Source organism: Pedobacter sp. MR22-3 (assembly GCF_026240075.1).
Taxonomy (GTDB): domain Bacteria; phylum Bacteroidota; class Bacteroidia; order Sphingobacteriales; family Sphingobacteriaceae; genus Pedobacter.
Map to the genome: position 1 here is coordinate 554,439 of NZ_JAPIVF010000005.1, position 13,296 is coordinate 567,734.

A 13,296-nucleotide genomic window follows, 5' to 3' on the forward strand; every position below is an offset into this window, starting at 1 on the left:
AGTTAAATCGTCATTGCGAGGCGACTTTTTCAGCCGGCGAAGCAATCTTTGCCGTAATTACTGACAGGAGTTGTTTTCGGCTGGCTGCTGTGGCCTCTTCTTCTTTGTTCTTGATAATAAAGAAGCAAACAATCAAGGCTTGGACCTGATGTTGGATTAGCGCGTCGAAATTTTAAAAGCGGTAGCACAAGGACTCGATTTTATTTGGTAATCAAGATTAATTTCGAGGGAGCCGTGTGCGCTACCTTGGGCAGTGGGGTCATTTGAACGGAGGTGCAAAAATTTCAACAGCTTCTCCTGCCATCATCTCCTAGGCTGGTAGCGGTCGTGCAGAGGGATATTATGCGTAATTCAATCGAGATCAATCGTCATCTCGACCGCAGCGGAGAGATCTTTGCCCTTTGCCCTGGCTTGCCTCGGCTCACCGCAGCCGAGGAGCGCTTACCTTTTTCTTGATAAAAAGGTAACCAAACCTGAGCGCAGCGAAAGCATGCACGCCGATGAAATAACAACAAAGGGGGCATAAATCATTATGTTTTTATGGATTACAAAGCCGAAAGCTACAACTTAAAACAATTGCTTTATTTATGTGCGTGTTTCGCTAAAGTACGCTGCAACATTTTTTAGGTTGTACAGAAAATGAACAGCTGCTGGAAAAAAATAATGGAAAATTATTGTCAAGCTGGTTTTCAGGCTGATCAGGATCTTGAAATTAAATCTGTATTTCAATTTGTAGACCTAACAGAAGTTTTTTTGGATTTGGCGAAAAGTTTATGCAAGGGGAATTTCAATGCGCTACAGCCAGCAGTTGATGGGCAAAACCCACCTGCTAAGAAACAAGACAGATTTTATTGCTGATGTTTTAGAGCCGCCCCCGGCCCCTTTTTTAAAAAGGAGCCGGGGGTAATGCTGCTATGAAGTGTTTGGATAGTGTCTCTCAGGTTTGATGGCACAGAGGTAATAGCGGGGGTGTGCGTAGCGAAGGTTTATTTCCAATCCTTTTTCTTTCAGGATAAAGTTGCCGACGGGCAGATAAGAAGGCATTTGATTATGCAATAGGTTTTTTAACCGCTTCTATAAAATAATTTGTATAATAGTACTTTCTTAAGCACAATCCCGGTTTAAGAATGGGTTTAAAGCAAATTTGAATAAATAAGGATGGAAGAGCAAAATGATCAGCCTAATGAGGTAAATGAACTGGTTGAAAAGGCACAGGAAGTACAACATTTAAACAATCCTGTTGATATATCGGTTAAACCAATTGTTAAGCAATATCTGGGGGCCGTAAAGAAGGTAAAGAAAGAGGGAAACCGCTTTTATTTTTCTGATGGCGATGCAAGAGTTGAGGTACGTGTGGTGAGTGATGAAATCATTCGTGTACGCATGGCGCCACATGGTGTTTTTCTGGATGACTTCTCTTATGCCGTACCGGAAGTAGATCAAAAGGTTTCGGTATTTAAAATGCAGGAACACGAAGGGTATTATACGGTTTCTACCCACTCCGTTACCTGTAAAATAGAGAAAGAAAACTTTCATATTTCCTTTTCTGATAACATCACCAATTTGGTAATGGTAGATGAGGCCAACTCCATGCACTGGGAAGAAAATGTGGATTTTGGTGGCTACTATATTTATGCAACCAAAAAATGCCATTCAGAAGAGAATTTTTTTGGGTTAGGAGATAAATCGGGGAACTTTAACCTTCGCGGTCGTCGCTTCGAAAACTGGAACACGGATGCCTATTCTTATGGCTGGAATCAGGATCCTTTGTATAGAACCATACCTTTCTATATCGGGTTACATAACCAGGCAGCTTACGGTATTTTCTTTGATAATACCTTTAAATCGTATTTTGATTTTGGTAGTGAAGATGTAAATAAAACCAGTTTCTGGGCTGATGGTGGCGAATTACAGTATTACTATATTCATGGTCCGCATATTATGGACGTGGTTAAACGTTATGCCAGCCTAACCGGAACACATCCTATGCCCCCAAAGTGGACATTAGGCTATCAGCAATGCCGCTGGAGTTATTACCCGGAAACCAAGGTTAAGGAAATTGCCAAACAGTTCAGGGATCGCAAAATTCCCTGCGATGCCATTTATCTTGATATCGATTACATGGACGGCTACCGCTGCTTTACATGGAACAAAAAATATTTTCCCGATCCACGCCGCATGATTAAGGAACTTGCTAACGATGGTTTCAAGACCGTGGTAATGATTGATCCGGGCATTAAGGTGGATGATGATTACTGGGTGTTTAAAGAAGGAAAAGACAATAAATACTTTTGCAGAAGAAGTGATGATTATTTTATGGAAGGCCATGTATGGCCTGGCCGTTGCCAGTTTCCGGATTTTACCAATCCAAAAGTAAGAAAATGGTGGGGTAAATTGTACGAAGAACTGGTGGATATGGGTGTTGCAGGTTTCTGGAATGACATGAATGAACCGGCCGTTTTTGGTTCCGGAACGTTTCCAAATGATGTTCGCCACAATTACGATGGTTACCGTGGCTCGCACCGTAAGGCACATAATGTTTATGGCATGCAGATGGTGCGCTCTACTTATGAAGGATTGAAAAAACTCATGCGTAATAAGCGGCCATTTACCATTACCCGTGCAGGTTATTCGGGGATGCAGCGTTATGCAAGTGTATGGACCGGTGATAATATTGCTACCTGGGAACATTTAAAAATAGGCAATATCCAATGCCAGCGACTATCGGTTTCAGGGGTGCCTTTCTGCGGAACAGATATCGGCGGATTTAGCGGCGAACCTGATGGTGAATTATTTACCCGATGGATCCAGTTGGGAACGTTTTCTCCATTTATGCGTGCACACTCGGCGGGTGATACAGCTGAACGGGAGCCCTGGAGTTTTGGCGGGTTTTTCGAAGATATTAACCGTAAATTTATTGAACTGAGATACCGTTTAATGCCTTACCTGTATTCTGTTTTCTGGGAACATCACCGTTATGGTTTTCCGATTTTAAGACCATTGGTGATGCTGGAGCAGGAAAATATCAGTAACAGCTTCCGCCAGGATGAGTTCTGCTATGGTGATAAATTATTGATCTGTCCTGTTCTGGAGCAGGGCGCAATATCCAGACAAGTGTACCTGCCTAAAGGATTATGGTATAATTTCTGGACCAATGAAGTTTTAGATGGCGGAAATGAATACAACATCGAAGCAAAGATTGACAGTATGCCGATCTTTGTAAGAGCAGGATCTGTCATTCCGGAATACCCGGTAATGCAATATGTAGATGAAAAAGCAATTACCGAGGTGGCATTAAATGTTTATAGTTGCGATTACGAAGTTAACTCCTATATGTATGAAGATCATGGAGATACCTTTGCTTTTGAACAGGATATTTACCTGGAGAAAAAGTTTACGGTAAAAGCAAATGATGCACAGGGACTGAAAATTAACCAAAGAATTGAAGGGCTTTATACGCCAAACTATGAATTTTATAGCTGCCACATTATAGGTATGAAATTTCAGGTGAAGAAAATTATCGTTGATAATAAAGAAGTAACCGACTATCATATTGATGATAGAAGTGTGCTGCATTTCAAGTGCCTTAAAAACTTTACTGAAATACAGATTTTAAGTCTGTAAATCTTTTAGCCCCAAACGCTGTTTAGTGTTTGGGGCTAAACCTATCCAGTCAAATTATGATACCAGCAAAAAAAGTTTCCAAAAAAAATATAGCCGTAACACCGATAGATAAAAGCAGGTCAGTTTGGGTACATAGCCTTTTCACCGATTATGATATTGATCTTTTTTCGGTTGGAAAGCATTTCAGGCTGTACGAAAAAATGGGTTCTCATTTAATCAGTGTAGAAAAAACGAATGGAACCTATTTTTCGGTATGGGCACCAAATGCACAGGAAGTAAGCGTAACCGGTAACTTTAATGATTGGAATAGAACTTCGCATTCGCTGTATAAAAGACTGGATAAATCAGGGATCTGGGAAGGATTTATCCCTGGGGTTTCAAAAGGAGAGGTTTATAAATATTTTGTAAAGGGTTTTGATGCTTCTGAACATTTAAAGGGCGATCCTTATGCCAGAAAGTGGGAACATCCTCCGCAAACGGCCAGTGTGGTTTGGGATACAGATTACAGTTGGAAAGATAAATCGTGGCTGGCCAAAAGGGCAAAACTGAATGCACTTGATCAGCCCATTTCAGTATATGAATTGCATTTAGGCTCCTGGGAGCGTGATCCGGAAAACCCTGAACGGGTGCTCAACGCCAGGGAAGTGGCTACCCGGTTGGTACCTTATGTTAAAGAAATGGGTTTTACCCACGTAGAGCTGATGCCGGTAATGGAATTTCCTTATTTTCCGAGTTGGGGCTACCAGATTACCGGCTATTTTGGTGCCAGTTCACGTTATGGGGCACCACAGGATTTAATGTTCCTGATTGAAGCCCTGCACCAGGCCAATATTGCGGTTATCCTGGATTGGGTACCCTCACATTTTCCAGGTGACAGGCACGGGCTATACGAATTTGATGGAACGCATCTTTATGAACATGCTGATATGAAAAAGGGATTTCATCCCGATTGGAAATCCTATATATTTAATTACGACCGCAATGAAGTTCGTTCATTTTTAATTAGCAATGCTGTTTTCTGGATGGACCAGTATCATGCGGATGGTTTGCGTGTAGATGCAGTGGCTTCTATGCTTTACTACAATTTCTCAAGAGAAGACGGTGATGCGGCAACAAATGAATATGGGGGCAGTGAAAATCTTGGTGCCATTCAGTTTCTGCAAGACCTCAATGTGGCCATTTATGGTAATTTTGAAGGTGTTCAAACTATCGCCGAAGAAAGCAGTACTTATCCGGGTGTAACACATCCTGTTCATACCGGTGGACTGGGTTTTGGCATGAAATGGATGATGGGCTGGATGAATGATACCCTGAAGTATTTTAAAATTAATACGCTGGAACGCAAACACCATCACCACCAGCTAAGTTTTAGCATGACTTATGCGTTTACTGAAAATTTTATGTTGCCCTTTTCACATGATGAAGTGGTGCATGGAAAATCGCCCATGCTGTATAAAATGCCTGGTGATGACTGGCAAAAGTTTGCTAACCTGCGGGCGCTGTATGGCTACATGTTTACTCACCCGGGTGCAAAACTCCTGTTTATGGGAAATGAATTTGCCGATACCAGTGAATGGAACTTTACCCAATCTTTAGATTGGCACCTGCTTCAGTATCCCGGACATAAGGGGATGCAGGAAACGGTGAAAGCCCTGAATTTCCTCTACAAAAAGGAACCTGCACTTTACCATTTTAACTTCAGTTATGAAGGCTTTGAATGGCTTGATGCTGATAATGCCAATGAATCGGTATTTGTTTTTATGAGGAAAGGGCCAAAGGCCAAAGATACACTGGTAATTGCCATTAATTTAACACCTGTAGTTCGTGAACACTATCGCATTGGTGTGCCGTTTAAAACCAAATGGAAAGAAATTTTTAATACGGATGATATTCTGTTTTACGGCAGCGGAATTAACAACAGGGGAGAGATTATTCCCCGGAAGGAGGGATATAACGGGCAGGAATATTCGGTTAACATTACCTTGCCACCATTAGCCGTAATCATATTTAAAAGCAAATAGGCTTAAATAAGAAAAGCCTCCCATTGCTGGAAGGCTTTCTTAAACTCTGGAGTGGAAGCTTCCAGAGCGGCTGCAAAGATATAAAAATTGTTTTCTTTGACAATAGATATTTTAGAAATTAGTTTGATTATCTGTTTAAAGCTTTAATTTAATCCCGCCATTAAAAGTTCTGCCTTCTGTATGTGTCCAGATGTCGTCAAAACTGGGGTTAAGATGTGATCCGTTAACCACACTTTTATACCGGCTCTGCCTGGTATCAGTAAAATTCTCGGCATTAATAAATATGGAGATTTTGCCAAAAACCTTTTCTGCCATGAAACCAAACTCCCAGAATGCACTGGTTAATTGATTATTGTAAAGGTATTGACGATCGGTAAAATAACCCTCCAGCCCTAATTTAAAATTGCGTTCCTTTTCATAAAGCAAAGCCAGGTTCACCTTATTTTGAGGTAAAAGCCTGATGTTTTGAATAACCGGCAGGTAATCTGCCTTGGCATCGGTAAAAGTATAACCGGCAAAAAGCTTAAAGTTTTCCTTAAAAATAATCTTTGCATTGGTTTCGAAACCCCTGCTTTGTACAGGTTGTGTGGTGTTTTCAAAGTGAAATGCGCCTTGATTGTCTTGAAGCAGGATAGTAGAATTATTGATCCTGGTATAGAAGAACATTTGGTTCAGGCTGAATAACCAGTCAGCGCCAATAGCCGTTTTATAATTAATATCTGCCGTACCTCCATAACTTTTTTCTGCTTTAACCTGGTTTAGCGGCAATAGGTTCTGGTATTGAAAAGTTTCGGTTTGTTCGGTAAAGAGTGTTGGTGTTTTATAACCCAGGCCGCCACCAATTCTTGAACTCCAATGATCATTGATTTTGTACAAAGCAGAAATTCTGGGTAAAACGAAGGCTTCATTCCTGCGGTAAAATGCATTGAAATAATTGACAAAGTCAAGCCTCACACCACTTTCTAACTTAAAACGATCGGAGATATCCCAGGTTTGCTGTGCATAAAGGCCGGCCGTTCTGGTCGTAAAGTTTTTTGACAGATTCGGGAGCTGATCTTGCTCTGCAAACTTATCATATACGATGTTCAACCCAAAAATCAGGCTTTGATTTTTGATGTTTTTCAAATAACTGATATCAGTATAGGCATTATAGTTAGTCCCGTTAAAAGTATAGTCAGGAATGGCAATATCCCGTTTAAAATAATTGAAACTGGTTTTGATCTTCAGTAAATCTGATGCATTTACCTTGTAGCCAAAATCGAGGGTAGAGGTATTGCGAAGGCTTTTGTTGCTTTCAAAATAGCGGTGGTTGGCATCTGCACCATTATTAATCACAAAAATATCTCCACCTGTGCGGTTGCTTCTGGTAAAAGCATTGCCAATTACAATAGTTGTTTTTTCATTCGGATAATAAAATACTTTCGGGTGGAGGGTAAAATCATTTGTTTTTGGGAGTTCTGTAAAATCATCCTGATCAACATCATAAGCTTTCTGAAAATTGGTAAGTGCAAGCAGGCTGTAGCCCAGTTTTCCTTTTCGCTGCATGCTAAAAGCCCCGATATTGGTTTGCCCTACGTTTGATTGATTAAGGATCATGTTGAAATCAGCTTTTTCCCTTGGTGTTCTGGAAATAAAGTTGACTACACCGGCAATTGCCCCTGCACCGTAAAGCGTAGAGGCTGGACCTTTAATAATTTCTACCTGCGCCAGGTCGAGCGGTGGAATTTCGAGGATACTCAATCCGCTGGCAAAATTGCCAAAACTGGCATACCCATCTTTTAAAAGCTGGGTATAACGTCCATCCAGGCCCTGAATCCTGATACTGGCATTGGCACTGGTGGCCGAAGTTTGCTGCACGGCAATACCCGTGCTTTCATGCAGGATCATCGAAACATTGGCTGGCCGCATATTACTTTTCTCGTCAATTTCTTCCAGTTCAATGGTTTCCACGCGAGTGGGGGTGTTTTGAATACTCCGGCTGGTTCTGGTAGAAGAAACAATAACTTCATCCAGTTCATCTTCTGCCGGTTCCAGGAAAATTTCATACGTTTTCACCTGATTTAACGGGAAAGTAACGATAAGGCGTTGTTCCCGGAATCCTACATTTCTGATGATTATGGTCTGAGAACCATCGGGAATGTTTTCAAAGCTGGCAGTACCATCTGCTTTGGTTTTTATGATAAGATTAGTGCCCTTAATCAGCACTGTTGCATCACTGATAATGGTTTTGTCCGTTTTATTCCTGACTGATATTTCAAGACTGTTTTGTGCGTAAGCACTTCCTAAGCACAAAAATGTGCATAGCAATAATATTATTTTTTGCATCTGTATAGTATAAATTGAATAATTAAACCTTGAGATAGGTTCTTAACGATATCGGTTAACCGATAAGATTTTTATTCAACTTTGGCGGTTGCCAGATGTTTCGGATATAGTCGGATACATTTCTGCTTTGGTAACCAGGCTTTATCTGATTGGAAGATAAAGATTTTGGCTGAAGCGTCAATAATTCGGTACATATATTTACAATAGGCTGCCCGCAACAATTGCAGGTGCATAATGGCGAACAATGATCATTATCCGGTACAGTGTTCGTATTTGAAATTGTTAGAATGGCCTCATTGGTTTGCCTATTGATTTCCACCGCCATAACGTCTTCGCAGGTAATGCAAGATAAAAGCAAAATGGTGATACTCAAAAAGTAGACTAAGATTTTCATTGGCCAGTCAAATGTACAAAACCTCTGGCAACCAAACCAGTTATGGTTTTAATTTATTAGGGATTAGCAAAAGAATAAATGTGGTTCTGTGGTATCTTTTATACTTATATTCCATTGGGTTGTTTGATAGTTAGTTGGTAAACCGAACAAATAAAAAAATGTAATGTTAGCTAATTATACAGATCAGTAAAATGCAATTATTAAAGATAGTTAATCAGCAGGAAGCAGGCTATGGCCTCAATATTCAGCTTTCTGAGCATGAAATTTTTCTTAATGATTTAAGATCTGGTGATCCTGAAGCTTTTAAAACCATTTATAAGCAATATGCAGCTGCAATATACGGCATGATCCGAAGCAAGATTGCCGATGAACATGCTGCAGAAATTATCCTCGAGAAAATTTTTTTAGATTTCTGGAATTCTATATCAGGATATGATGAAACTAAATTCAAAATCTTTACCTGGTTGCATCAGATTACCAATCGTCAGATCAATCTTCATCAACTGTAAAAATCAGCGGTGTTTGGCGGCTGATGTTTCCGTAGGTTGTATTTCAACCTAAATATTCATCATATTTTGTTTTATGGATTCAAAGTTTGTGAATGTTAAATTTTGATATAAAGAAAAAGGAGACCTCATCCGAGCGTCTCCTTTTTTTCTAACCAAATATAAACCTGTTATGAGCCAGGCTTTGTCTTTAATCCTCCGTCAAAATATTTTTTAAGGAGAATGATTTATCTTTTTTAATCTGCATAAACATCGTTCCGTTTATTACTCTACAAATATAGTAAAAAAAATGATAGTGTAAAAAATACACTAAGAAATTTTTATATATTTTTTTTGTCATTTTTATCTGCAGCTATCTTTTAACCGGCAAATCGTTGTTAAAATGACCGTATTGCAAATATACATCCAAAATATGTTAAGTAATTGTTAAATAGTATTAAATTTTAGCTTGGATGGTTATAGTCAGTTGAATTTTTGAATGATTTATAAAATAAAAGTGAATTTTAAATCTTTTTTAAGCTTTATTTATAGATAAAGTATTTTTATCAGCATTTTTTTATGCGCTTAAGTGTTTTACCTTGCATTTTAAATCAGCTTTATAAATGAAATTCAGGTTTAAAATAAAAAAGCGACAAAACCAAAGGTTAATGTCGCTTTTTGAATACAGTATTTAGCCTTATGGCTATTTTGTATTATAAACTTGCGTAATATTCTACAAATTTAGCAAGTGCAGATGAATATCCCCACTCATTATCGTACCATGAAACCACTTTTACAAAGTTGTCATTCAATGAAATACCTGCTTTGGCATCAAAAATAGATGCATGGTCATCGCCAATGAAGTCAGAAGATACAACCTCATCTTCAGTGTAAGCCAATACGCCTTTTAATTCACCTTCTGATGCTGCTTTCATGGCTGCCTTAATTTGCTCATAAGTTGCTGGTTTTTCTAAACGGGCAGTTAAATCAACAACAGAAACGTCGGCCACAGGAACGCGGAATGACATACCGGTTAATTTGCCTTTTAATTCTGGTAATACCATACCTACTGCTTTGGCAGCACCGGTTGATGAAGGGATGATGTTAGAGAAACCACCACGGCCACCTCTCCAGTCTTTAGCTGAAGGACCGTCTACTGTTTTTTGAGTTGCAGTAACCGCATGAATGGTACTCATTAAACCTTCAACAATTCCGAAGTTATCATTTAAAACTTTAGCGATAGGTGCTAAACAGTTTGTTGTACAAGATGCATTAGAAACAATTGTTTGATCTGCGGTTAATTTATGGTGGTTAACACCCATTACGTAAGTAGGGATGTCGCTATCTTTAGCCGGAGCAGAGAAAACTACTTTTTTAGCACCTGCTGCGATGTGTTTTTCTGCATCCGCACGGGTTAAGAATAAACCTGTAGATTCAATAACCACTTCAACACCAACTGCATCCCATTTCAGGTCAGCAGGATTTCTTTCTGCTGTTACACGAATTGTTTTGCCATTAACAACTAAATTACCATCTACAACTTCAATTGTGCCATCAAATTTGCCATGTGTAGTATCATATTTTAACATATAAGCCATATAATCAGGCTCAATCAGGTCATTAATTGCTACGATATCCAATCCTCTTTTTAATGCAGCTCTGAAAACCAGTCTGCCGATACGGCCAAAGCCGTTTATTCCAATTTTGCTCATTGTTTTTGTTAATTAGTGTAATGTTTTAATAAATTTAGTATTGGTTCTTTAATAATGGTTTTAATTTTAAGCTGATGCCTGTCTGCTACTATTTGCAACTGTTCTTCCAGTTCTGCAGCTACTTTTCCAACAAAGTGTATATCTTCACCCTGATATTTAGTTGCCATAGGTAATACATAAGTCTGAAAATATTTCTCAAAGCCTTCATCAATTAATTTGAGAATATACTCATGCTTTATATTTTGTGTAAAAAAGTCAAAGAAAGAGGTCAGAAATATATTGGCCTGTGGCTTATTATATATTCTTTCCAAAATTTGAGGGCGATCAAGATTAAAGTTTCTGACAAATTTGGTTTCAAGATCTTCGGGCAGTGTTTTACTTAAAAAACTTTTTAAAAGTACTTTGCCAAAATAGTTTGAAGACCCTTCATCTCCCAGAATATAGCCTAGTCCAAAGCAATTGTTGAGGAGTTTTTTACCATCAAAATACGCACAGTTTGAACCACTTCCCAACATGCCCACTATCCCGGTTTGTTCGTAACAGGCGGCTTTTGCAGCGCCGAATAAATCGTTTTCAACAAAAACCTTACTGTATCTGAAAAATGATGATAAAGTATTTGCCAATTCTATTTTCCTTTCTGCTGAAGATGCTCCTGCTGCAAAGAAATAGATTTTTTTAATATTTTCTGCATGATTAACCAGAACAATTTTCTTATTCAGGATTTGCAAAATCATTTTGGCATCAACAAAAGTCGGATTAATTCCGGTCGTATTGCAGTGTGCCACTACTTTGCCATTTTGGGTTAATTTCCAAAATGCAGTTTTTGATCCACTATAAACAACCGCCACCATATTAAATTGATAAAACTTCTGTCATTTCCATTAAATCCGGCTCAAGCTTGAAGCTGTGTGCGGTTAACGCTTCTGTGATGCTGGTTAATTTAACGGCATTGCCGTGTAAACCAACCATTTGTCCGCTTTTTCCGGCAATGAGTGCATTTACGGCTGCAAAACCAAGTCTGCTTCCTAAAATACGGTCAAAGCTGCTCGGGCTGCCGCCGCGCTGAAGGTGTCCAAGTATGGTAACTTTAGTATCATAATGGTCAAAAGTTTCTTTTACTTTCTTGGCAATATCATAAGCACCGCCTTGTTTATGTCCTTCGGCAACAATAACTATGCTTGATGATTTTTTTGTAGCCGCACCCAGGGCAAGTTTAGTAATCAGCTCATCCACACTGGTTGCCCTTTCAGGTAATAAAACGGCTTCGGCACCACTGGCTATTGAACTTCTTAGTGCAATACATCCCGAATCCCTGCCCATTACTTCTATAAAAAACAACCTGTCGTGCGCATCTGCGGTATCCCTGATTTTATCTATTGCTTCAATGACAGTATTGATTGCGGTATCATAACCCAATGTAAAATCAGAACCTGCCAGGTCATTATCAATCGTTCCAGGTATACCAATTACCTTTACGCCGAAAGTTTCTGAGAAACGTTTTGCGCCGGTAAAAGTGCCATCACCGCCAATAACCACTAAACCGTCAATGTTATTTTTCTTTAAATTCTGGTAGGCAATTTGCTGACCTTCATCAGTTTTAAACTCCAGGCAGCGTGCAGTTTTTAAAATGGTACCCCCTAAGTGTAAAATATTACTTACAGAACGGGCGTCCATCGATTTTATATTGTCCTTAATCAAACCCTGGTATCCCTGCATTACACCAAACATGTTGATGCCATGGTAAATTCCGGTTCGAACAACAGCTCTAATGGCTGCATTCATTCCCGGGGCATCGCCACCGGAAGTAAGTACAGCTATGTTTTTAATATTTGGCTCCATCTATGATACGAATATAGTGTGTAATTTTTACACTAAGTAATTTTTTTTATTTTTTTTACTTAATATTGAAAGTCATACCTTTATCTGTTTAAAATAATTAAATTTTACTTTGGAACAAATTTTACCTCATTTAGATTCTGTATTCTCGATAGATTGCGTGTTGTTTGGGTTTGATGGCAAGGAACTTAAAATCTTACTCATCGAAAGAAATGAAGAGCCGTTTAAAGATTGGTGGGCCTTGCCTGGTAATATCGTGGGTGCAGATGAAAGTTTAGATCAATCCGCATCGCGTATATTATATGAGCTGACCAGTCTGCGTGGAATTTACATGGAGCAATATTATGCTTTTGGTGATCCAAACAGGCACCCGCAGGGTAGGGTAATTACCCTGGCCTATTATGCACTTATCCGTTTAGGTGGTGATAAAGAACCCCGTCCGATCAGTACCTATGCGAAACGTGCCAAATGGTTACCCATTACGGATTTACCTAAACTGGCTTTCGATCACCAGAAGATTTATGATAAGGGCCTGGAAAAAATCAAGCGAAGGATTAAACACCAGCCGATCGCGTTTGAGTTACTGCCCGAAAAATTTACCCTCACCCAGTTGCAACATGTATATGAATTGATTCTCGGTAAGAAACTGGATAAGCGCAACTTTAGAAAAAAGATTGTAAGCTTTGGCGTGTTGAAAGAACTCGACGAAAAACAAAAAGGTGTATCTTATCGTGCAGCTACACTTTATCGTTTTGATAAACGCAAATATGCCAAATTGTTTGGCAAGGAAATTTCCTTTTAAGAGAAGGATTAAAGAGCAAAGGATAAAGACCACATCACTATAAAAAGAAAAAGGTCCCGATTGAATTTTCAATCGGGACCTTTTTTATGGTTTTAAA

General features: G+C 39.2%; 9 protein-coding genes. 4 read left to right on the plus strand and 5 right to left on the minus strand.

Going from position 1 to position 13,296, the window contains the following annotated elements:
• The first annotated feature begins 1,158 nt into the window (after positions 1-1,158).
• Both OQ267_RS14915 and glgB read left to right on the plus strand, forming a co-directional pair.
• On the plus strand, positions 1,159-3,624 hold the full coding sequence (locus OQ267_RS14915; RefSeq protein WP_088300045.1) for a glycoside hydrolase family 31 protein: 2,466 nt from the start codon (positions 1,159-1,161) through the stop codon (positions 3,622-3,624).
• Between the two features lie 56 nt (positions 3,625-3,680).
• Entirely contained in the window at positions 3,681-5,645 is a 1,965-nt protein-coding gene (glgB, locus tag OQ267_RS14920; protein ID WP_265836595.1) for a 1,4-alpha-glucan branching protein GlgB, read from the plus strand.
• A 135-nt stretch (positions 5,646-5,780) separates the two neighbouring features.
• Here the strand turns inward: glgB and OQ267_RS14925 are convergent, their stop codons facing one another.
• Both OQ267_RS14925 and OQ267_RS22575 read right to left on the minus strand, forming a co-directional pair.
• Positions 5,781-7,970, minus strand: a complete 2,190-nt coding sequence (locus OQ267_RS14925; RefSeq protein WP_265836597.1) for a TonB-dependent receptor — start codon at positions 7,968-7,970, stop codon at positions 5,781-5,783.
• A 55-nt stretch (positions 7,971-8,025) separates the two neighbouring features.
• Positions 8,026-8,364 (minus strand): DUF6660 family protein, encoded by a 339-nt coding sequence (locus tag OQ267_RS22575; protein WP_416348658.1) that lies wholly within the window; start codon positions 8,362-8,364, stop codon positions 8,026-8,028.
• Positions 8,365-8,555: 191 nt separating this feature from the next.
• Between OQ267_RS22575 and OQ267_RS14930 the strand changes: the two genes are divergently transcribed.
• Entirely contained in the window at positions 8,556-8,873 is a 318-nt protein-coding gene (locus OQ267_RS14930) for an RNA polymerase sigma factor (protein WP_265836598.1), read from the plus strand.
• A 689-nt stretch (positions 8,874-9,562) separates the two neighbouring features.
• Here OQ267_RS14930 and gap read toward each other — a convergent pair.
• The 3 genes from gap to pfkA are packed head-to-tail and all read right to left on the minus strand — an operon-like array spanning position 9,563 to position 12,400.
• Entirely contained in the window at positions 9,563-10,561 is a 999-nt protein-coding gene (gene gap, locus OQ267_RS14935) for a type I glyceraldehyde-3-phosphate dehydrogenase (RefSeq protein ID WP_025144555.1), read from the minus strand.
• 8 nt (positions 10,562-10,569) lie between these two features.
• Positions 10,570-11,412: a hypothetical protein gene (locus OQ267_RS14940; RefSeq protein WP_265836600.1), complete on the minus strand. Its 843-nt coding sequence runs from the start codon at positions 11,410-11,412 to the stop codon at positions 10,570-10,572.
• A gap of 1 nt (position 11,413) precedes the next feature.
• Positions 11,414-12,400 carry a 6-phosphofructokinase gene (gene pfkA / locus OQ267_RS14945; protein ID WP_265836601.1) on the minus strand — a complete coding sequence of 329 codons (987 nt, stop codon included), beginning with the start codon at positions 12,398-12,400 and terminating at the stop codon, positions 11,414-11,416.
• A gap of 109 nt (positions 12,401-12,509) precedes the next feature.
• Here pfkA and OQ267_RS14950 point away from each other — a divergent pair, with 109 nt between their 5' ends.
• A complete protein-coding gene (locus OQ267_RS14950; RefSeq protein WP_088300039.1) occupies positions 12,510-13,199 on the plus strand; it encodes an NUDIX hydrolase in 690 nt (229 codons plus the stop codon).
• Positions 13,200-13,296 lie beyond the last annotated feature (97 nt).